This is a genomic window from Polaribacter butkevichii, assembly GCF_038024105.1.
Taxonomy (GTDB): Bacteria; Bacteroidota; Bacteroidia; order Flavobacteriales; family Flavobacteriaceae; genus Polaribacter; species Polaribacter butkevichii.
In genome coordinates, this window is the sequence record NZ_CP150661.1 from 1,929,700 (window position 1) to 1,952,744 (window position 23,045).

At 32.9% G+C, this 23,045-nt stretch carries 16 protein-coding genes, 2 tRNA genes and 1 riboswitch; of the genes, 12 read left to right on the plus strand and 6 right to left on the minus strand.

Annotation, left to right across the window (positions count from 1 at the left end; all coding sequences use genetic code 11):
* Nucleotides 1-60: 60 nt before the first annotated feature.
* Nucleotides 61-843, minus strand: coding sequence for a tRNA pseudouridine(38-40) synthase TruA (locus WG951_RS08105; protein WP_105050276.1), 783 nt, complete (start codon nucleotides 841-843; stop codon nucleotides 61-63).
* Between the two features lie 274 nt (nucleotides 844-1,117).
* On the opposite strand from WG951_RS08105, the gene WG951_RS08110 reads away from it, so the two are divergent.
* The 11 genes from WG951_RS08110 to WG951_RS08160 all read left to right on the plus strand — a co-directional run bounded on the left by WG951_RS08110 (nucleotide 1,118) and on the right by WG951_RS08160 (nucleotide 18,042).
* Nucleotides 1,118-2,113 carry an outer membrane beta-barrel protein gene (locus WG951_RS08110; RefSeq protein WP_105050275.1) on the plus strand — a complete coding sequence of 332 codons (996 nt, stop codon included), beginning with the start codon at nucleotides 1,118-1,120 and terminating at the stop codon, nucleotides 2,111-2,113.
* Between the two features lie 41 nt (nucleotides 2,114-2,154).
* Nucleotides 2,155-3,444, plus strand: coding sequence for an ammonium transporter (locus tag WG951_RS08115; RefSeq protein ID WP_105050274.1), 1,290 nt, complete (start codon nucleotides 2,155-2,157; stop codon nucleotides 3,442-3,444).
* Nucleotides 3,445-3,560: 116 nt separating this feature from the next.
* Complete coding sequence (locus tag WG951_RS08120; protein WP_105050273.1) at nucleotides 3,561-3,899, plus strand: P-II family nitrogen regulator; 339 nt, start codon at nucleotides 3,561-3,563, stop codon at nucleotides 3,897-3,899.
* A 19-nt stretch (nucleotides 3,900-3,918) separates the two neighbouring features.
* Nucleotides 3,919-5,160: an ammonium transporter gene (locus WG951_RS08125; RefSeq protein WP_105050272.1), complete on the plus strand. Its 1,242-nt coding sequence runs from the start codon at nucleotides 3,919-3,921 to the stop codon at nucleotides 5,158-5,160.
* A gap of 214 nt (nucleotides 5,161-5,374) precedes the next feature.
* Nucleotides 5,375-9,886, plus strand: a complete 4,512-nt coding sequence (gene gltB, locus WG951_RS08130) for a glutamate synthase large subunit (protein WP_105050271.1) — start codon at nucleotides 5,375-5,377, stop codon at nucleotides 9,884-9,886.
* Between the two features lie 4 nt (nucleotides 9,887-9,890).
* Entirely contained in the window at nucleotides 9,891-11,354 is a 1,464-nt protein-coding gene (locus tag WG951_RS08135) for a glutamate synthase subunit beta (RefSeq protein WP_105050270.1), read from the plus strand.
* Nucleotides 11,355-11,953: 599 nt separating this feature from the next.
* Nucleotides 11,954-13,648, plus strand: a complete 1,695-nt coding sequence (gene lysS, locus WG951_RS08140; RefSeq protein WP_105050269.1) for a lysine--tRNA ligase — start codon at nucleotides 11,954-11,956, stop codon at nucleotides 13,646-13,648.
* Nucleotides 13,649-13,824: 176 nt separating this feature from the next.
* On the plus strand, nucleotides 13,825-14,742 hold the full coding sequence (locus tag WG951_RS08145; RefSeq protein WP_105050268.1) for a glutaminase: 918 nt from the start codon (nucleotides 13,825-13,827) through the stop codon (nucleotides 14,740-14,742).
* A gap of 102 nt (nucleotides 14,743-14,844) precedes the next feature.
* Complete coding sequence (gene pulA / locus WG951_RS08150; RefSeq protein ID WP_105050267.1) at nucleotides 14,845-17,112, plus strand: type I pullulanase; 2,268 nt, start codon at nucleotides 14,845-14,847, stop codon at nucleotides 17,110-17,112.
* A gap of 55 nt (nucleotides 17,113-17,167) precedes the next feature.
* Nucleotides 17,168-17,866 carry a hypothetical protein gene (locus WG951_RS08155; protein WP_105050266.1) on the plus strand — a complete coding sequence of 233 codons (699 nt, stop codon included), beginning with the start codon at nucleotides 17,168-17,170 and terminating at the stop codon, nucleotides 17,864-17,866.
* 44 nt (nucleotides 17,867-17,910) lie between these two features.
* Entirely contained in the window at nucleotides 17,911-18,042 is a 132-nt protein-coding gene (locus WG951_RS08160) for an ArsC/Spx/MgsR family protein (protein WP_317044741.1), read from the plus strand.
* A gap of 81 nt (nucleotides 18,043-18,123) precedes the next feature.
* Here WG951_RS08160 and WG951_RS08165 read toward each other — a convergent pair.
* From WG951_RS08165 to proS, 5 genes are all read right to left on the minus strand, one after another.
* A tRNA-Val gene (locus WG951_RS08165) sits at nucleotides 18,124-18,201 on the minus strand.
* Nucleotides 18,202-18,347: 146 nt separating this feature from the next.
* Nucleotides 18,348-19,004, minus strand: coding sequence for a 3,4-dihydroxy-2-butanone-4-phosphate synthase (gene ribB, locus WG951_RS08170; RefSeq protein ID WP_105050264.1), 657 nt, complete (start codon nucleotides 19,002-19,004; stop codon nucleotides 18,348-18,350).
* 99 nt (nucleotides 19,005-19,103) lie between these two features.
* Nucleotides 19,104-19,225: riboswitch (FMN riboswitch) on the minus strand.
* Between the two features lie 436 nt (nucleotides 19,226-19,661).
* The gene (gene rpsT / locus WG951_RS08175) at nucleotides 19,662-19,913 is read right to left on the minus strand and encodes a 30S ribosomal protein S20 (RefSeq protein WP_105050263.1); all 252 of its coding nucleotides are present in this window, start codon (nucleotides 19,911-19,913) and stop codon (nucleotides 19,662-19,664) included.
* Nucleotides 19,914-19,951: 38 nt separating this feature from the next.
* Nucleotides 19,952-20,023: transfer RNA gene (locus WG951_RS08180), tRNA-Glu, on the minus strand.
* Between the two features lie 96 nt (nucleotides 20,024-20,119).
* Nucleotides 20,120-21,598, minus strand: a complete 1,479-nt coding sequence (gene proS, locus WG951_RS08185) for a proline--tRNA ligase (RefSeq protein WP_105050262.1) — start codon at nucleotides 21,596-21,598, stop codon at nucleotides 20,120-20,122.
* Nucleotides 21,599-21,753: 155 nt separating this feature from the next.
* Here proS and WG951_RS08190 point away from each other — a divergent pair, with 155 nt between their 5' ends.
* A complete protein-coding gene (locus WG951_RS08190; protein ID WP_146105310.1) occupies nucleotides 21,754-23,022 on the plus strand; it encodes a hypothetical protein in 1,269 nt (422 codons plus the stop codon).
* The last annotated feature ends 23 nt before the right edge of the window (nucleotides 23,023-23,045 follow it).

The following is a 23,045-nucleotide window of genomic DNA, read 5'->3' on the forward strand; positions in this document are numbered from 1 at the left end:
CCAACTAATTTTACCGCCCTAAAACACAAACAAATATCCGCCACAATACACAAACCCTACTTAAAACTCCAATTCAACATCATACAACTGCAAACCAGAAGAAGGCGCATTGTTTCTCATATACTTCCTATCGTTATCTTCTTTTAAGGAAGCTTCAATAAATTCTAAATCTAAATTTCCTTTTCCTACTTCAAAAAGCGTTGCCATCATCAATCTAATTTGATATCGCAAAAATCCTTTTCCTCTCACCTTAAATATATACGATTTTTCAGGAAAAAAATTAGCCGTTAAAACATCATTTTCTACAATTTCACAACTATCAATCACTCTTTTAAAAATCGTTTGTGCACTAGGTCTTGTGCAATATTTATGAAAATAATGTTCTCCCTCAAAAAGATTTGCTGCTTTTAACATCAAATCAAGATCAAGATTTTCATCAACATTTACAATAAAAGGCGCCGAAAAGGGATGATTCTTCTCGCCAAAAGAAAAATAATAATGATACTCCTTTACCTTAGCACAGTTAATCACATTAAAACTTCGATCTACTTTTTTTATAGAAACACCTCTAAAATCGGGAGAAAAATTAGCATTTAAAGAATCTATAAACCCAATTTCACTAACAAGCTTATCTGTAAACATCTGAATATAATAGGTATTTGCAGAAACCTTAGCGTCCGTTCTACCTACACCAATCGTTTTGTAATTAACATCTTCAAAAACAAAAGACAAGGTTTTATCTACCATATCGTGCAATGTTTTAGCGTTTGTTTGTTTTTGCCACCCAGAAAAACGAAAACCGAGAAATTGTAACTTAATTATATAAGAAAATGAATATTTCATAGGTGCAAATGTACAATAATTGCATTTTTTTTCACAAAAGGTTCATTTTTATGAATATCCTAAAATTTTGACACCCATTTTTACATACCCAACATTTTACACCCTACAAAAACTTCAAAATGAAGTTATCTCAAATTAACCCCCCTTTTTTTGAGGGTCTAAACTCAAAAACAAGTATTTTTAAAAACACACCCCTTGCCAGTTTCAATTTAATATTTACTTTTGACACAGTTCAATTAATAAAAATTCATTTAACACAAAAAGAACAAACATTATGAAAAAAGTAATTTTTACATTATTATTAGCAACAAGCTTAATAGTAACTGGACAAGAAAAAGAAGACGAAGGAACTTTCACATTAAGCGGAACAGTTGACGTATACGGAACTACTAATTTTACAAAAGACCCAGGAACTCCTGGTATATTAATAGCTAACCCAGAAAACGCAAACGCTTTTGGTTTAGGTTTTGCAAATACTGTATTTGCTTATGAAAAAGGAAAAGCAGGAGTTGTTGCTGATATTGCATTTGGACCTAGAGCAGATGATGCAAACATGGCAGGAGCAATTAATCAATTATACGCATACTACAATGTAACTGATAAATTAACACTTACTGCAGGACAATTCAATACCTTTTTAGGATATGAAGTTATCAACCCATCTGCTAACTTTAACTACACGGTATCTTACTTATTTAACGCAGGACCTTTTTCTCATACAGGTATAAAGGCAGATTACGCTGTTTCTGAAGATTTATCTCTTATGTTAGCCGTAACAAACGCACACGGAATTTCTAGTGCAGACGGTAACCTTACAGACGACACTCAATTAGGAGCTCAAATTGGATACAAAGGTCAATACTTAAACTTTATTACTGGTGCATACGCTGCAGGTTCTGCAACAGACTGGATCTTTTTAGATTATACAGGTGGTTTTGATTTATCTGACACTTTTTACGTAGGTATCAACGCAGCATACGCAAATTCTAGCGACGATGATGAAGGATACAAAGGAGTAGCACTTTACTTACAAAATGCTTTTTCTGACAAATTTTCTTTAGGATTAAGACCAGAATTTTTTACAACTTCTGCAGGAAGTGCTGATAGTAATGTAACTGCATTTACCTTAACTTCTAACATCAACTTAACAAGTAACTTAAAGTTTATAACTGACTTAAGATTTGATTCTTCTGACGATTATATTATTGAAGCTTTTCCTACAGAAAAAAGCACTTCTACTTTAACAATGGCTGCAGTATACTCTTTCTAAGAAAAGAACACAAAGCACTTTACTAACTAAAATTTATAAATATGAGTTTATTTTTAACATTATTTCAAGATACTCCAGCAACAGAAGTTACAGCAGCTGTTGAACAAATAAACGGAGATATGGGAATGCTTTGGATGCTTATTGCAGGTATCTTAGTATTCTTAATGCAAGCAGGATTTACATTAGTAGAATCTGGTATGACAAGATCTAAAAACGCAGTTAACATTGCAATGAAGAACTTACTAGACATTTGTGTTGGATCTTTAATTTTTTGGTTAGTAGGTTATTCTTTAATGTACGGAGACACCTCTAACGGATGGTTCTTCTGGGGCGGTTTATTTCAAGGAGAAGGAGCTGATTTATTCTTCCAAACAATGTTTGCTGCAACAGCTGCAACAATTGTATCTGGAGCTATCGCAGGAAGAACTAAATACACAACCTACATTGTTTTCTCTATTGTAATGACAGCAATAATCTACCCAATTGCAGGTGGATGGCAATGGCAAGGTGAAGGCTGGTTAACTAAACTAGGTTTCATTGACTTTGCAGGATCTTCTATTGTACACTCTGTTGGTGGATGGGCTGCTTTAGTAGCTGCATTTATGGTAGGACCTAGAATTGGAAAATATGTTGACGGTAAAGTTTTACCAATATCTGGTCATAACCAAGTATTAGCAACTTTAGGGGTATTTATCCTTTGGTTTGGTTGGTTTGGTTTTAACGGAGGATCTCAATTAGCTTGGGGTGGAGCAGATTCTATTGCTGCATCAAACGTAGTTTTAGTTACCAATTTAGCAGCAGCAGCTGGTGGACTAGGTGCTTTAATTACTACTTGGATCTGGTACGGAAAACCAAACTTAGGACAAACATTAAACGGAACATTAGCTGGTTTAGTTAGTATTACAGCTGGTTGTGGAAACATGACAACAGAAGGAGCTGTATTAACAGGATTATTAGGTGGTGTTTTAGTAGTATTCTCTATTGAATTCATTGAAAAGAAATTAAAGATTGACGACGCCGTAGGTGCCGCATCTGTACACGGTGTAGCTGGTGCTTTTGGTACGTTAGCTATTGGTCTTTGGGGGGTAGATGGTGATACTGCTATTGGTTTATTTAATGGTGGTGGAGCTTCTCAATTGGGTGTTCAAGCAACAGGAGTTTTAGCATACGCGGTATGGTCTATTACTTTATCTTTTATTGTTTTTACAATCTTAAAAAAGACAATGGGATTACGTGTTACCAAAGAAATAGAAATCGAAGGTTTAGATGTACATGAACACGGTTCTATTGCTTACCCAGGAGTAAGACAAAGAGAATTTGATGACAAATAAAATATAAAAAAGAAATTAGCAGTTATTCTTTTATAAAATCACATAACTTATTCAATTAAGTTATGTGATTTTAATACGAAAAAAAACAATTAACAAAAAAAACAATTAATTCTATCATGAAAAAAATTGAAGCAATTATTAGAAAGTCAAAATTTAGAGCAGTAAAAGACGCTTTGCTTGAAGTTGGTGTAAACTTTTTCTCTTACTGGGATGTTACCGGTTTAGGAAACGAAAAAGAAGGCCATGTTTACAGAGGTGTTAGCTACAGTACAAGCGACATACAAAGAAGACATTTAGCCATTGTTGTAAATGATGATTTTGAAGAAATTACCGTTAATACAATTATAAAAGCAGCTTCTACAGGAGACGTAGGTGATGGTAAAATTTTTGTAAGCGATGTAAAAGAAGCATACAGAATAAGAACAGGAGAAAAAGGCGGACAAACTTTAAAATAAACGATTACAAATTTTTATTATGGAATTATTAACAATAAACAATGTATGGATGATGATCTGTACAGCACTAGTTTTCTTTATGCACACAGGTTTTGCATTTTTAGAAATTGGTTTAACAAGACAAAAAAACACACTTAACATATTATTTAAAAATATATTTATTATCACCATTGGATTACTACTATACGCATTAGTTGGTTTTAACTTAATGTACCCTGGTTTTGCTGATGGATCTTCTGGAATTATTGGTTTTGCAGGATTTGGATTATCATCTCCACTTACCGCAGAAGGCGCTCTAGACCTTACCTACAACTCTGGATATACATACTGGACAGACTTCTTATTTCAAGGAATGTTTGCTGCTACAGCTGCAACCATCGTTTCTGGTGCCGTTGCAGAAAGAATGAAAATTCTTCCTTTTATGATTTTTGCTATTTTATACGTAGGCTTTGTGTACCCAATTGCAGGTTCTTGGAAATGGGGTGGTGGATTTTTAGATCAATTATCAACACCTTTTTACGATTTTGCTGGTTCTACTTTAGTACACTCTGTTGGTGGATGGGCTGCTGTAGTAGCTGTTTGCCTTCTAGGATCAAGAATTGGAAAATTTAAAAATGGAGAAATACAAGCTATCCCTGGACACAACATTCCTTTAGCAACTGCCGGAGTTTTAATTCTTTGGTTAGGATGGTTTGGTTTTAACGGAGGTTCTGTTTTATCTGCAGACCCAACATTAACCTCTTTAACTTTAGTTACTACTTGTTTATCTGCTGCTGCAGGAGGTGTTATAGCTGCAATTGTATCTACAATAATGTATAAAAATTTAGATTTAACAATGTTCTTAAATGGTATTTTAGGAGGATTAGTTGGTATTACTGCAGGAGCAGATCAAATGTCTCCTACAGATGCAATTTTAGTTGGCGCTATTGCCGGAGCTTTAATTGTTTTTGCTGTTAGTTTAATCGATAAATTAAAATTAGACGATCCTGTTGGTGCAATTGCTGTTCACTTAGTATGTGGTATCTGGGGAACCCTAGCTGTTGGATTATTTGGTAACCTTGCAGGTGTAGATCAGTTTATTAGCCAACTAATAGGAGTTGCCTGTTATGCGGTATTCTGTTTAGTAACTTCATTTATCATCCTATTTACCTTAAAGAAAACAATGGGTATTAGAGTAAGTGAAAGAGAAGAAATAGAAGGCTTAGATGCACATGAACATGGTATGGAAGCATATCCTGACTTCCGATTAAACGAGCATTAATCACCCAAAAAACATAAAAGAAGAGTCTGTAAATTTAATTATTTACGGACTTTTCCTGTTTTTATGAATTTGATAATAAAAATGCTCCACATTGTCATAAGTAAACTTTTTGCTATGTTTTATTGATTTCATCATAAAAATCACATTAAAATAACAATAACATTGAGTCCTTTTCAATAAAATACATAGATTTGTATATATAATTGAACACAATATGGAGAAACAAGGATTATACTTACCAGAGTTTGAACACGAAAATTGCGGTGCTGGTTTTATCTGTAATTTAAATGGAGAAAAGACAAATCAAATTATACACGATGCACTAGAAATTCTAGTTAAACTAGAACATAGAGGTGGTGTTAGTGCTGATGGAAAAACAGGAGATGGAGCCGGAATATTGATAGATATTCCTCACGACTATTTCAAAAGAGTTTGTGACTTTCCTATTCCAGAGCAAAGAGAATATGCGGTTGGTATGGTATTTCTTCCTAAGGTTAGCAATCAATACGATTTTTGTAAAACCACGTTTGAAAACGAAATTAAAGAACAAGGACTCGCCATTTTAGGATGGAGAGAAGTTCCTGTAGACTCTTCTCAATTAGGAGAAATTGCTTTAGCTTCTGAACCAAATATTGAACAATTATTTATAGGTAAAACAGAAGAAATAGACGAGGCTACTTTTAAAGCTAAGTTATATGCTGCTCGTAAAATTGCAGAACATGCCATCAGAAAATCTAAAATTTCTGAAAGTAAATATTTCTACATTCCGAGTTTATCATTAACCACTATCATCTATAAAGGTATTATTATGCCAGAAGATATTGGTCCTTATTATAAAGATTTACAAGCAATAGATTTAGTAACACGTTTGGCATTAGTACACCAACGTTTTTCTACCAACACAATGCCAACTTGGGAGTTAGCACAACCATTTAGACACATGTGTCAGAATGGAGAAATTAACACTTTACGTGGTAATGTTAGTAGAATGCGTGTTCGTGAAGAAATCATGAAAAGCGATGTTTTTGGTCCACAAATAGAAAAATTATTTCCAATTATATTACCAGGAAAATCAGATTCTGCTTCTATGGATATGGTTGTTGAGTTGTTAACTCACACAGGCCGTTCTTTACCAGAAATTATGATGATGATGATTCCTGAAGCTTGGGAAAAACACAAAACCATGTCTAAAGAGCGTAAAGCTTTTTACGAATACAATGGTTGTATTATGGAACCTTGGGATGGTCCTGCCTCTGTACCTTTTACAGATGGAGACTATATTGGAGCTTTATTAGACAGAAACGGATTAAGACCTTCTAGATATACCGTTACCAAAAGCGGTAGTTTAATTATGTCATCAGAAATTGGTGTTGTAGATGTAGCACCAGAAGACATCAAAGAACATGGTAGATTAGAACCAGGAAAAATGTTCTTGGTAGACATGAACGAAGGAAGAATCATTGAGGATGAAGAAATAAAAAGTAAAATTGTTTCTGAAAGACCTTATCAAGAATGGTTAGATAATACTCGTTTACACTTAAAAGACGTACCTTATAACGGAGAAACTTGCCCTATAGAATCTATTGATGTAAAAACGCGTCAACGTTTATTCAATTACACTTTTGAAGATATTCAGGAAGTAATTACACCAATGGCAATTGTTGGTAAAGAAGCTTTAGGATCTATGGGAATAGATACACCTTTAGCTGTTTTATCAGACAGACCTCAATTAATATCTAACTACTTTAAACAATTATTTGCACAAGTTACAAACCCTCCTTTAGATGGTATTCGTGAAGAAATTGTAACAGATATTAGTTTAAATTTAGGAAAAGATAGAAACATTTTCAGCATTACAGACAGACAATGTAGAAAATTAAGAATTCAGAATCCGGTTATTTCTAATGCAGATTTAGAAAAAATTAGAAACATAGATATAGAAAGCTTTAAAGCAGCAACAATACAAATATTATATCCAAAAGCACAAGGTTTAAATGGTCTTGAAGATGCTTTAGATAATATTGTTATTCAAGTTGAAAAAGCTTTAGAACAAAAGAATAATATTATTATTCTTTCAGATAGAGGTGTAAACCAAGAGCTTGCTCCTATCCCAGCTTTATTAGCTTGTTCTTTTGTAAACCATCAATTAAACCGTTTACGCAAGCGTTCTCATTTCGATATTATTATTGAATCTGCAGAACCACGTGAACCTCATCATTTTGCTACTTTATTTGGTTACGGCGCAAGTGCCGTAAACCCATATATGGTAAATGAAATTATTAGAATGCAAGTTAAAGAAGGCTTCATTACTGGTATGGATGAACAAAAAGCAGTTGATAACTTTAACAAAGCAATTGGAAAAGGAATCTTAAAAGTAATGAACAAAATAGGAATCTCTACTTTACATTCTTACAGAGGTTCTCAGATTTTTGAAATTGTAGGTTTCAACTCTCCTTTTGTAGAAAAATACTTCCCTTATACTGCTTCTAGAATTGAAGGTATTGGTTTGTATGAAATAGAAAAAGAAATAGATCAACGCTACAAACAAGCATATCCAGATAATCAAATTGACAAAAACTTAGGTTTAAATGTTGGTGGAGATTATAGATGGAGAAGAAATAGTGAACGTCACTTATTTAATCCAACAACAGTTGCTAAACTACAGCAAGCTGTAAGATTAAGTGATCAAGGAAGTTATAACGTTTACGCAAAAGCAATTAACGAACAGTCAGAGAATTTAATGACAATTCGTGGTTTGTTTCAGTTCGACAACTTAGACCCAATTCCATTGGAAGAAGTAGAACCTTGGACAGAAATTGTAAAACGTTTTAAAACGGGTGCAATGTCTTACGGATCTATCTCTAGAGAGGCGCACGAAAACTTAGCGATTGCTATGAACAGAATTGGTGGTAAATCTAACTCTGGTGAAGGTGGTGAAGATAGAAAACGTTTTCAAAAAGACATCAATGGAGATAGTAGAAACTCTGCTATTAAACAAGTAGCATCTGGTAGATTTGGGGTAACTTCTCATTATTTAACCAACGCAAGAGAAATTCAAATAAAAATGGCTCAAGGAGCCAAACCTGGTGAAGGTGGTCAATTACCTGGAGCTAAAGTTTTACCTTGGATTGCTGCGGCAAGAAATTCAACTCCTTTTGTAGGATTAATTTCTCCTCCTCCACATCACGATATTTATTCTATTGAAGATTTAGCACAATTAATCTACGATTTAAAAAATGCAAATCGTGAAGCTAGAATTAATGTAAAATTAGTTTCAGAAGTTGGTGTAGGTACAATTGCAGCAGGTGTTGCAAAAGCAAAAGCAGATGTTGTTTTAATATCTGGTTATGACGGTGGTACAGGAGCGTCTCCTCTTACCTCTTTAAAACATGCAGGTTTACCTTGGGAACTTGGTTTAGCAGAAGCACAACAAACATTAGTTCTTAATGATTTAAGAAGTAGAATTGTTGTAGAATGTGATGGTCAGTTAAAAACAGGTAGAGATGTTGCTATTGCTGCATTATTAGGTGCTGAGGAATTTGGTTTTGCAACCGCTCCTTTAGTAGCTTCTGGTTGTATTATGATGCGTAAGTGTCACTTAAATACATGTCCGGTTGGTATTGCAACTCAAGATAAAGAGTTACGTAAAAACTTTAAAGGAACACCAGAACACGTAATTAACTTCTTCTACTACATTGCAGAAGAATTAAGAGGAATTATGGCACAACTTGGTTTTAGAACATTAGCTGAAATGGTTGGTCAAACTCATAAAATCAACGCAAATCACGCTATTAAGCATTATAAAGCAAAAGGTTTAGATTTATCTAGTATTTTACACAGACCAACTTCTTATAGAAGTATGACGGTAAGAAATACAGAAAGTCAAGATCATAATTTAGAAAGCGTTTTAGACTTTACTATATTAAAAGATTCACATAGAGCTTTGTATAGAAAAGAAAAAATGAACCTAGCATATCCAATCAAAAACACAAACAGAACTGTTGGAGCCATAGTTAGTAATGAAATCTCTAAAATTTACGGTCATTTAGGTTTACCTGAAGATACCTTAAACATCAACTTTACAGGTTCTGCAGGACAAAGTTTTGGAGCTTTTGGTGCACACGGATTAACGTTCACCATAGAAGGTAATACAAACGATTATTTAGGTAAAGGTTTATCTGGAGCCAAGTTAATTGTTAAAAAACCAGCAAGAGCAGATTTCTTAGCAGAAAACAATATTATTGTTGGTAATGTTTGTATGTTCGGAGCAGTAGCAGGACAAGCTTACATTAACGGAATTGCAGGAGAACGCTTTGCAGTTCGTAACTCTGGTGCAACTGCTGTTGTAGAAGGAGTTGGAGATCACTGTTGTGAATATATGACCGGTGGTAAAGTAATTGTTTTAGGAAAAACAGGTAGAAACTTTGCAGCAGGTATGAGTGGTGGTATTGCATATGTTTACGACCCTGAAAACAAATTTATAAATGGACTTTGTAATACAGAAACCATAGAGTTTGAAGAAATTAGTAAAGACGATGCAGCAGAATTAAAAGCAACTATAGAAAAACACGTTTTATATACAGATAGTAAAAGAGGTGCTGCTTTGTTAGCTGATTGGGATACAAGTTTAAAAAACTTTGTAAAAGTAATGCCTACAGAATACAAGAAAGCATTAATACGTATAGAAACAGAAGAACCAATGTTCGAAGAATTAACAATAGCATAATCTCATGGGAAAAATAACAGGATTTAAAGAATTTGAAAGACAAGATGAAGCCTATACTTCTGTAAAAGATCGTGTAAAAAATTATAAGGAATTTACGGTTCCTCTTTCTGAAGACGAAATAACAAAACAAGGTTCACGTTGCATGGATTGTGGTATTCCTTTTTGCCATAGTGGTTGTCCATTAGGAAATCTAATACCAGATTTCAATCATATGGTACACCAAGGAGAATGGAAAAAAGCTTCATGGATATTACATTCTACAAACAATTTTCCAGAATTTACAGGTCGTTTATGCCCTGCCCCATGTGAACAAGCATGTGTATTAGGTATTATAGAAGATCCAATTTCTATTGAAAACATAGAAAAAAACATTGTAGAACGTGCCTTTAAAGAAGGTTGGATTAAACCTCAACCGCCAAAAAATAGAACAGGAAAAACAATTGCTATTGTTGGTTCTGGACCAGCAGGTTTAGCAACAGCACAACAATTAAACAGAGCTGGTCATACAGTTACTGTTTTTGAAAGAGATGATGAAGTTGGTGGTTTATTACGCTACGGAATCCCTAACTTTAAGTTAGAAAAAGGAATCATAGACAGAAGAATTGCCATCTTAGAAGCAGAAGGAATTACATTTAAAACCAACGTAAACGTAGGTGTTAATTACGATGTAAAAGACCTAAAAGCTTTTGATAGTATTGTTTTATGTGGTGGATCTACAGAAAGACGTAGCTTACCAACTCCAGGTATCGATGCTGATGGAGTTGTACAAGCAATGGATTTTTTAACACAACAAACAAAAGTAGTACTTGGTAAAGAAGTAAAAGAGCGAGTACTTGCTACCGACAAAAACGTAATTGTTATTGGTGGTGGAGATACAGGTTCAGATTGTATTGGTACTTCAAACAGACACGGAGCAAAATCTGTTGTTAACTTTGAAATTATGCCAAAACCTCCAGGACACCGTTCACCTACAACTCCTTGGCCTTTTTGGCCATTACAATTAAAAACCTCTTCTTCTCATAAAGAAGGTGTAGAACGTAATTGGTTAATCAACACAAAGGAATTTGTAAAAGATGAAAACGGAAAATTAATTGCCTTAAAAACAATTAATGTAGAATGGAAAATGGTTCCAGGAGAAAGACCACAATTAATTGAAATTGCAGGTACAGAAAAAACTTGGCCATGTGACTTAGCTTTATTAGCACTAGGTTTTACAGGTCCAGAAAGTACTTTAGCAGACAAATTAGGTCTTAAAACAGACGCTCGCTCTAACTACAAAGCGGAATACGGAAAATATCAAACAAACGTAAAAAACATTTTTACTGCCGGAGATATGCGTCGTGGACAATCTTTAATTGTATGGGCAATATCAGAAGGTAGAGAAGCTGCCAGACAAGTAGATTTATTCTTGATGGGTAAAACAGAATTACCTACCAAAGATGCTTCTGGCGATTTAGTAGCTATGTAAGAATCTAAAAATATATTTTATAAAAAGGCATCAGTATTAACTGATGCCTTTTTTGTGTTTATAGAAACTATTTTTTTAGGGCGTGCCCATTTTTAAAAAACACAATTTATAAACATTAAAATATCGCTTAAAAATGGTCAGGCTATCCATTACAAGTCCTCGTTCGTACCTCACTGTGGGCTTTTCATTTCTATCCTTCACGCAAAAAAAGTTAACATAAAAAAACCTTCTACAAGATCCAAATTATCCTTATAAAAACAATTTACTTAACAAAACAATCATCAATTTAAATACTCACTAAAAAGCTTTTAAACAAAGCAATTAGTCCTAATTTTAAATAGCACAAAAAAATAAAGACATAAAAAAAAGCGTCCCGTTTCAGGGAAGCTTTCCATTGGTTAACAAAACCACGACGCTTTTACTAAAGCGCCAAAACAACACAACTAATGCTGCCCTAACAAAAAGCAGCCGACAAATATACGATGTTTTTAAATATTCTCAAATAAAGATGTTGTTTTTTATTTTATTCTCAATTGTCTATTAATTCATTTGATTGTATCTTTGCAATCTTAAATAAACATCAGAAAACTAAACAGCAAATGCAATTATCAGAACAAGAAGTTGTACGTAGAGAAAAGCTCGTAAAATTACGCGCTTTAGGCATCAATCCTTATCCTGCAGATTTATATCCTATAGATTCAAATTCGGCAAAGATAAAGCAAGAGTATGCTGAAGGAAAAAAGGTAATTATTGCTGGTAGACTAATGTCTATTAACATACAAGGAAAAGCTTCTTTTGCACAACTGCAAGATGGAGAAGGTAGAATACAAGTGTATTTTAACCGTGATGAAATTTGTATTGGTGAGGATAAAACGTTGTACAATGATGTTTTTAAAAAATTACTAGATTTAGGTGATTTTGTTGGTATAGAAGGGGAATTGTTTACTACTAAAGTAGGCGAAAAAACAGTGCGTGTTAAGAACTTTACATTGTTAAGTAAGTCTTTAAAACCATTGCCTTTACCAAAAGTAAAAGACGGTGTTACTTATGATGCTTTTACAGATCCTGAATTACGTTACAGACAACGTTATGCAGATTTAGTGGTAAACCCACACGTAAAGGAAGTATTTATAAAAAGAACTAAATTGTTTAACGCAATGCGTTCTTTCTTTAATGATGCTGGTTATTTTGAAGTTGAAACTCCGGTTTTACAACCAATTCCTGGAGGTGCAGCAGCAAGACCTTTTATAACACATCATAACTCATTAGACATTCCATTATACATGAGAATTGCTAATGAATTGTATTTAAAAAGATTAATTGTTGGTGGTTTTGATGGTGTGTATGAATTTTCTAAAAACTTTAGAAATGAAGGAATGGACAGAACTCATAACCCTGAATTTACAGCCATGGAAATCTATGTATCTTACAAAGATTACAATTGGATGATGGATTTTGCTGAGCAACTTTTAGAGCATTGTGCTATTGCTGTAAACGGAACTTCTGAAGCTACTTTTGGTGAACACAAAATAGACTTTAAAGCGCCTTATGCAAGAGTAACAATGGCAGATTCTATTAAACATTTTACTGGTTTTGATATTACAGGTAAAACAGAAGCTGAAATTAGAGAAGCTGCTAAAGGCATGAATATTCCTGTGGATGAAACAATGGGAAAAGGAAAATTAATTGATGAGATTTTTGGTGAGAAATGTGAAGGAAACTACATTCAGCCAACTTTTATTACCGATTATCCTAAAGAAATGTCTCCGCTTTGTAAAGAACATAGAGACAACCCAGAGTTAACAGAGCGTTTTGAGTTAATGGTTTGTGGTAAAGAAATTGCCAATGCATATTCTGAATTAAATGACCCAATTGACCAACGTGAGCGTTTTGAGCATCAATTAAAATTAGCTCAAAAAGGAGATGATGAAGCAACTGAGTTTATTGATGAAGATTTCTTAAGAGCTTTAGAATACGGTATGCCGCCAACGTCTGGAATGGGAATTGGAATGGACCGTTTAATTATGTTCTTAACAAACAACCAATCTATACAAGAAGTTCTTTTCTTCCCTCAAATGAGACCAGAGAAAAAAGCGGCTGCAGTAGAATTAAATAGCGATGAAAAAGCTGTTTTAGCGATTGTTACCAAAGCAGAAAAAATAGATCTAAACGACTTAAAAGTAAAGTCTGGTTTATCTAACAAAAAATGGGATAAAACCATTAAAGGTTTAACAAAACATAAAGTTGCAAAGGTGTCTAAAACAGATGAAGGTTTGTTTGTAGAGCTTGTGTAACAATATTATTTATTACTAAATGTCTTTCCGAAATGAGCCTTTTTAGGCGATTGAGGAATCTCATAAATTACAAAAGGAATTACAGCAATGTAGTTCCTTTTTTTTATGATGTCTTTTTATGTTGTTTCTTACATAATTTTAGAATAGGTTTGTGATTACTAAGAACATCAATAAGAATGGAGAAGTATCAAAAAATAATTGAGGACGTTTATTTAGAAGTAAAAAATACACCTCATAGTGGTAAAGTAGCCAATTATATTCCTGAATTAGCCTTTGTAGATCCTGAAAATTTTGGTGTAAATATTACAACTATTGATAAAGAATCTTTTGGTGTTGGCGATTTTAACAAAAAGTTTTCGGTACAAAGTATTACTAAAATCTTATCATTAACCTTAGCGTATAAATTTGAAGGCGGAAAATTATGGGACAGAGTAGATGTGGAACCTTCTGGAAATCCGTTTAACTCCTTACTACAATTAGAAGCCGATTTAGGTAAACCTAGAAACCCTTTTATAAACGCTGGTGCAATTGTAATTTGCGATGTATTGGTAAGTCACCTTAAAAACCCAAAAGAAGACTTTTTAGACTTCTGTAAAGAAATTTCTAACATTTCTACTTTAAAATATAACGAGAAAGTAGCACTCTCAGAAAAAGGTTCTGGATATAGAAATGTGGCACTTTGTAATTTTATAAAATCTTTTGGCAACATTAAAAATGATGTAGAAGAGGTCTTAGATTTTTACTTTAATATGTGTTCTTTAGAAATGACTTGTAAAGAACTTTCTAAAACTGTACTTTTTTTAGCTGATGATCATTTTGTAACACATAAAGGAGAGCGCGTTCTTACGATGAGTCAAGCAAAAAGAATAAACGCTATTTTACTTACTTGTGGTTTTTATGATGAATCTGGCGAGTTTGCTTTTCGGGTTGGTTTACCAGGAAAAAGTGGTGTTGGTGGTGGTATTGTAGCCATTCATCCAGATCAATATTGTATTGCCGTTTGGAGTCCGAAGTTAAACATCAAAGGAAACTCTTATAAAGGAATGTTGTTTTTAGAGAAATTTACCTCTAAAACTACTTCTTCTATTTTTTAAATAATACTTAAAAAGTTTAAAAATTCCTTTAAAATATTTATCCAGATTCTGTTGTAGGTTTCAAAAAAAAAGAGGAACTTTCTACTTTCAATCTTATATGAAATGGAACAAGCTTCTATAAAATTTTCTTCTTTTGAAGAATACCCTACAACAGATAAAAGTCTTTGGTTAGACTACTCTAAAGAAAAAACTACTTTTAAAATTTGGTCTCCTAAAGCAACTGCTGTAAAACTAAATTTATATAAAACAGGTAATGATTCTGATGCTTTTGACACTGTAGATTTAATTGAGCAAGAAAATGGTATTTGGCTAAAAACTATAGACGGAGATTTAGACGGAACCTATTATACGTATCAAACCTACATTGATGGATCTTGGTTAAATGAAACTCCCGGAATTTACGCTAAAGCAGTTGGTGTAAACGGAAACAGAGCCATGGTTTTAAATGCTGATAAAACGAACCCTAAAAATTGGGAGAAAGACAAATATGTGTTATTAGACGTGCCAAACCATGCGGTTATTTACGAACTTCATATCCGAAATATAACCATTCAAAAAGAAGCCAATTCATCCTACCCAGGTAAATATTTAGGTCTGATTGAAAAAGGCGTAAAAAGTACGCAAGATGTACCTACCGCTATAGATCATATAAAAAGATTAGGAATTACACATGTGCACTTATTACCTACTTTTGATCAATATTCTATTGATGAAACCCATTTAGAAACCCCACAATTTAATTGGGGCTACGATCCTCAAAATTACAATGTTCCAGAAGGTTCTTTTTCTACAGATCCTTTTAAAGCAGAAGTACGTATTAACGAATTTAAAACTATGGTACAGGCTTTTCATGAAGCAGGTATCGGAGTTGTTTTAGATGTTGTCTATAATCATACTGGTGTAAAAGAAACCTCTAATTTTAACTTAGAAAACCCAGGTTATTATTATCGATTTAATGAAGATGGTAGTTATTCTAACGCATCGGGTTGTGGTAATGAAACTGCCTCAGAAAGAAAAATGACTCAAAAATTTATGGTTGAGTCTGTAAAATATTGGACTGAGGAATATCATTTAGATGGTTTTCGTTTTGATTTAATGGCAATTCACGACATAGAAACTATGAATTTAATTGCCAATGAAGTAAAAAAAATAAACCCCAATGCACTTATCTATGGTGAAGGTTGGGTTGGTGGTAGCTCTCCGCTACCAGAAGAAAAGCGTGCTTTAAAAAAACATATTTCGCAAATGCCACAAATTGCTGCTTTTTCTGATGATATTAGAGATGCTATAAAAGGAGCCGTTTTTGAAGATGAAAGTACAGGTTTTGTTAGTGGTGCAAAATTTACCGAAGAATCTATTAAATGCGGAATTGTAGGTGCCATAGAGCATCCACAAGTAAATTATGAATACGTAAATTATTCGAAAGCTCCCTGGGCTCAACAACCTTGGCAAGCAATTAATTATGTTTCTTGTCATGATAATTTTACCTTATTCGATAAATTAAAAATATCTAGACCAGATGCTTCTGCAGAAGAAATTAAGGCAATGCATAAATTGTCTACCGCCATTGTAATGACTTCTCAGGGCACGCCTTTTTTACACGAGGGTTCAGAAATAATGAGCACTAAAAAAGGAGATCATAATTCATACAAATCTCCTGATGCTATTAATGAAATTGATTGGAATTTAAAGATTGTAAATGCTGATGTTTTATCTTACTACAAAAACCTTATTAAATTAAGAAAACTGCATCCTGCTTTTAGAATGCCAACAGCTAAGGAGGTTCAAGACAATTTAAAATTTAAAAAAATAGACGATGGTTTGGTTTCTTATCTGCTAAAAAACAATGCAAATAATGACTCATGGTCTAAAATATTGGTAATTTTTAACGGACAAAATCGAGATATAAATTATGAGCTAAACCAATCTTATAAAGTTGCAGTAATTAAAGATTCTTTTGATTTTGAAGGTAAAGAAAGTGTTAGCGACACTGTAACTGTTCCTGCTATTTCTATGATGATTTTGTTTCAGAAAAAAATGAATGCCAAAGAAATATACTATAAAGAAAAACTTTTAGGTTTGGTAGAAAAACTTTTTATTGAAACTGGTGATGCTAGAAGTAGGTTTATAAATTGCGAAGAAAGGTTAAAAGCTGCTTATGCTGCTTCTAAAATTGAATCTAACTCTAATGATGTTATTGCTTTTTGGGATAATCTATGGAATGATTTAAACGAAAAAGAAGCACTTTATAATAATACCATCGAACTTAAATCTTCTTTTTTAATGACCGTTCAATCTAAAGAAAATGATGCTTTAGAAAAATATTTGTTATTCTTTTTAAAAGAGGTATCAAGGTTAATTTATTTCTAAAGTAAAAATTTATCAATTAAAACAATTATACATCAACACAAAGCTCTAAAATAATATGATTCATTTGGACCTACCAGAAAATCAAATTCAGCAGGTTAGCAATTTTAAAGACCTTGCTTCTATTCCTTTTCAAGGACAAATAAATGCAATGTGTTGGAGCCGTAACTTAATGGGTGATTTTTCTGAAATTGTTAAAAAAGCACCAATCTCAGAAAACATGGCAGAACTTACTCCAGAAGCACTTTTAGAACTTCAATTGAGTAAAGAAGGCCAATTGGCACGTACTATTCTTTTAAACGACTTTCAGTTGTTAAAAAGTCATGGTGCATCTCCTACAATTAATCTTATTAAATGCTATGAAAGAGATGATGCTTTTCCGTTTTTACCAACCGATGTATATTCTTTTCATGTAGATCGATCACCAATACCAACCGATACTTTTTTATGCACGTATCATGGTGAAGCAAGTGATATTTTATCAAATGCACAAGCCACACAGAAAATACTGATTCCAGAAATAAGAACAGAACTCAAAAAATTATATGATGGAGATGATGCTGGTTTTGAATCTTTTTTAAGTGAATTTTTCTTTGATTTACATTATCAAGCAAAACCAGAGGCACAAATAATTAATTTAGGCATAGGTCATTTATGGAAACTAGCCATCGATCATCCAGAAAGCAAAGTACTTCCTTGTCTTCATAGAGCTCCAAAGGAAAAAAAGGGAGAAACCCGGTTGATGTTAATTTGTTGATTAAAAATTCCAATTATTTACCATTGTAAGCCGTAAATAAAAAAATTATCATAAATAGAATGGTAGATGTAATGGTGCAATTTCCTAAATTAATAGAACGCCCAATTATTGTTAAAGGAGATAAAGCTGTTCTTAGAAGACCAATAGAAAATGTAATTAAATTACTCGCCAAATAAAGCAAACAACTTGTACTTAAAGCCAGCAGTATTAAATTTAAAAACAAAAAATCCTTCACAAAATGTGAAGGATTTTTACTTTGGTGGGCAATGAGGGATTCGAACCCCCGACCCTCTCGGTGTAAACGAGATGCTCTGAACCAACTGAGCTAATTGCCCTAAGCGGCTGCAAATATAACATACATTTTAGATATACCAAACAAAAACATAAAATATTTTTTAATTTTTCTATTAATTAAACAACAAATCATTAAAGGATCTATTTTATAAGTTAATCTATAAATGTATTTTGTTAATTTACCATTTCAAATAACTCTGCATTTTTTTTCAGTCATCATTCTATATTGATAAATATCTTCAATGGTAACAACCTTCATATTTTGTTTGTTTGCAAAATTACAAATTTCCGGAAGTCTAGACATTGTTCCGTCTTCATTGGTTAATTCACACAAAACAGCAACATCTCTTAACCCTGCCATTTTCATTAAATCGATACTTCCTTCTGTATGACCTCTTCTTTTAAAAACACCTTCTTTTTGTGCCAATAAAGGAAATACATGACCTGGATGTGATAAATCTTCTGGTTTTGCTTTTTCTGAAATAGCTGTTTTAATTGTTTGTAATCTGTCTTTTGCAGATACCCCTGTAGTAACCCCTTCTTTTGCTTCTATTGATACCGTAAATGCCGTTTGATTTTTACTGGTATTATCAATAACCATTGGTTTTAAATCTAGACTTTTACATTTATCTTCCGTTAAACAAAGACACACTATACCACTACATTCTCGGATCATTAAAGCCATGTCCTTTTCCGTCATTTTATCTGCAGAAAAAATAATATCACCTTCATTTTCTCTGTTTTCATCATCTACAAGTAAAACTCCAAAACCTTTTTGTAATTTTTTAACAGCATTATTAACTCTTTCTACGCTGTTTTTTCCAAATGCATTTAAATTATTCATCTTTGCTACTTTTAAGTATTTATATTAATTCTTCTGAGCAAAGTGTACAACAATACAATACACAACTAATTTACATCAATTGTATAGTTAAGTAATAAACCTTTTCTTCTCTCATCCAGACTTTAACTGTCGGTTTTGGAGTTTCACCAAATCAGTCCTTTTTAAGGGAGTCGCGGACTTTTACCGCCGGTAGAGAATTACACTCTGCCCTGAAGAAATTCACTACAAATTTAACCAATAATTTTCTATTTAGAGAAACTCTTAAACCTTAAAAAACTTTTTTAACATTAAAGACAAACACATAAAATAGTTATAAGTTAACCCATAAATCTATTTATAAATAGCAGCCAAACTACAAACAGAATCATCAAACAAAGACACTTTAGATAAATTATTAAAGAGGAATAAATATTTACGATATAAGACTAAAGCAAATAATGTCTTCAAAATAAATTTAATAGAACTAAAGCTCTACTTAAAATACATCTTAATACTAAAAGAAATACAAACTACATCAAAACAGAACTTAGAAAGGTTATTAACTATAGGAATGAGTTTTAACCAGACCGCTCTAACTTTGTTAGGTTTATTTAAATTTAAAGCAAAAAAAAACTCTGAATATGAATTCAGAGTTTTAAATTTTAAACTAATAAAATCTTACATTGCAGCAACGTGCTTTGTTAATTTAGATTTTAAATTAGCCGCTTTATTTTTATGGATAATGTTATTTTTAGCTAACTTATCTAACATAGAAATAACTTTACCTAATTTAGTTTCTGCATCTTTTTTATCTTCTGCAGAACGTAAATCTCTAACAGCATTACGAGTAGTTTTATGCTGATATTTGTTACGCAACCTTTTAGCCTCGTTACTTCTAATTCTCTTTAATGCTGACTGATGATTTGCCATAATTCTTAATTTATTTAGTTTTTTATATTAAAACTTTGTAGTCCGTACGGGAATCGAACCCGTGTTACATGGATGAAAACCATGCGTCCTAACCCCTAGACGAACGGACCATAACAATTAAGCATAACTCAATTGCGGGTGCAAATATACAATGTTTTTTATATCTTGCAATAGTTTTTGAAAAAAAAATGTTTTTTTTTCAAAAATTAATACGCTTTTGCAAAAAGCACCCTTTTAGAAGACGGTTTTCCTGTTAAAACGCAAACACCTTTTTCTTCTTTAGCATCATTAGGTATACATCTAATGGTAGCTTTTGTATATTCTTTTATTCTATCTTCAGTTTCTTCTGTACCATCCCAATGGGCAGAAACAAAACCACCTGTATTTTTTATTGCTTTTTTAAACTCGTCAAACGTATCAACCTCTGTTGTGTGTTCTTTTCTAAAATCGATTGCTTTTTTAAATAAGTTCTCTTGAATTTCTTCTAAAAGATTTTCAATATAAGAAACTGCATCATCTTGCGCAACGGTTTGCTTTTCTAAAGTATCTCTTCTTGCAATTTCTAAAGTTCCGTTTTCTAAATCTCTGTTACCAATAGCTATTCTAACAGGTACCCCTTTTAATTCATACTCTGCAAATTTTGCTCCAGGTCTATAAGTATCTCTAGTATCAAACTTTACAGAAATTCCTTTTAAACGCAATTCTTTTACAATTACATTCATTTTCTCTGAAATAGCCTCTAATTGATCTTCTCCTTTATAAATAGGAACAATTACTACTTGAATAGGCGCTAACTTAGGAGGTAAAACCAAACCTAAATCGTCTGAATGCGTCATAATTAAACCACCTATCAAACGAGTAGACACTCCCCAAGAAGTTGCCCAAACATACTCTTGTTTCCCTTCTTTAGAGGTAAACTTTACATCAAAAGCTTTTGCGAAATTTTGTCCTAAAAAATGACTTGTTCCTGCTTGTAAAGCCTTACCATCTTGCATTAAAGCCTCTATAGTATAAGTATCTTCTGCACCTGCAAAACGCTCGCTATCAGATTTTACTCCTTTAATTACTGGCATTGCCATAAAATTTTCTGTAAACGTAGCATAGACATCTTGCATTTGTCTAGATTCTTTTACTGCTTCTGCTTTTGTTGCATGCGCTGTATGCCCTTCTTGCCATAAAAATTCTGCTGTACGCAAAAATAAACGTGTACGCATTTCCCAACGTACAACATTTGCCCATTGGTTAATTAATAAAGGTAAATCTCTATAAGATTGAATCCATCCTTTATAAGTATTCCAAATAATCGCTTCAGATGTTGGTCTTACCACCAATTCTTCTTCTAATTTAGCTTCTGGATCTACTCTTAATTTACCAGGATTGTCAGGATCGTTTTGCAAACGGTAATGTGTTACAACAGCACATTCTTTAGCAAAACCTTCGGCATTTTTTTCTTCCGCCTCAAACAAACTTTTAGGAACAAACAGTGGAAAATAAGCATTCTCGTGCCCTGTTTCCTTAAACATTCTATCTAGTTCTGCTTGCATTTTTTCCCAAATGGCAAAACCATAGGGTTTAATAACCATACAACCCCTAACTGCAGAGTTTTCAGCTAAATCTGCTTTTACTACTAACTCGTTATACCACTTAGAATAATCGTCGGCTCTTTTCGTTAAATGTTTACTCATAATCAAAAGTTTGGCACAAATATTGTTACCTTTATTGTGTAAATGTTCGTTAAAAATTAGTTATATTTTACAAAAACAGTACAAAACTACTATAATTAAAAGAGTTTTAACTACATTTAAGTAATAAAATAAGTATTCATCTAAATATATTCATCATGAAACTACCATATATAAATCTCAGCCTAAGTCAACTATTAATTTTACTAACCACAAGTTTAGTAATGGTTTCTTGCGGAACTTATCAAAGTACATTTAATGATGATGGTATCTATGGAGATGAAACGGTACATAGAGAATCTAAAAAAGTAATTGTTGTTGACCAAGATGGATATGATGACTACAATGATAATTATTTTTTAAACAAACTAAATAGTTTAGAGAACTCAGGTACAAATGATGTTTTTACAGATGTTGATGAATACAATTCTGTAGATACTATTTATATTGATGAAGATGATATTGATGAAACATTAAACTATAAGCAAAACCAACCTTGGGGACAAAATGACAACAATGACGTAGTTGTAAATGTTAATGTGATTGATAGTCCTTATTGGAATAATTACTACGGTTATAATACTTTTGATACTTGGGGATACAGAAATTGGAACTACAGAGGTTACGCTTGGAATTACAATCCTTATTGGCACCCTTACCATAATTATTATGCTTGGAATGTAGGTTTTTATACACCATATTATTATCAACCTTATTATTATGGCTATAGAAATGCTTACAGGTACAATAATAGATATGCCAATTATACTTACAGAAACAATAACTACGGAAGAAGAAATACAAGTAATAGTTCATATAGAAGAAACAGTACTATTAACTCAAGAAATAGAAGTACAACAAGTAGAAGAAGTAGTACAACAACTAATAGTAGAAGAAGTACAACTACAAGCAAACAACCTACAAGTACATCTAGAAGGAGAAGCAGCACCACTACACCAAGTAGAAGCTCTACAACCACAAGAAGAAGCTCTAATACTACTAGAAGAAGTACCTACCCTACAAGAAGTACCAGAAATAGCTCTTCTACAAGAAGAAATAGCGCTAGTGTAAACAGCAATACAAGTACTAAAAACAACAGACAAGTTGTAGTAGTTAGAAGATCATCAACACCTTCTACTTCTAGAAGTGCTAATTCATCTACAAACAGAAGAAGCACCAACACTTCTACCAGAAGCACAAGTAGACCAACAACAACGAGAAGTTCTAGTTCTACAAGAAGCACAACAAGAAGTACTTCTCCAAGAAGAAGCACGACCACTTCCTCTAGCAGAAACAGTACCTACACACCTTCATCAAGAAGTTCATCTTCTACAAGATCATCTTCTACAAGAAGTTCATCAACAAGAAGTACCCCTAGCAGAAGTAGTTCTAGAAGTTCTTCAACATCATCTAGAAGAAGAGGTTAATAAAACACTTATTTCTCTTTAAA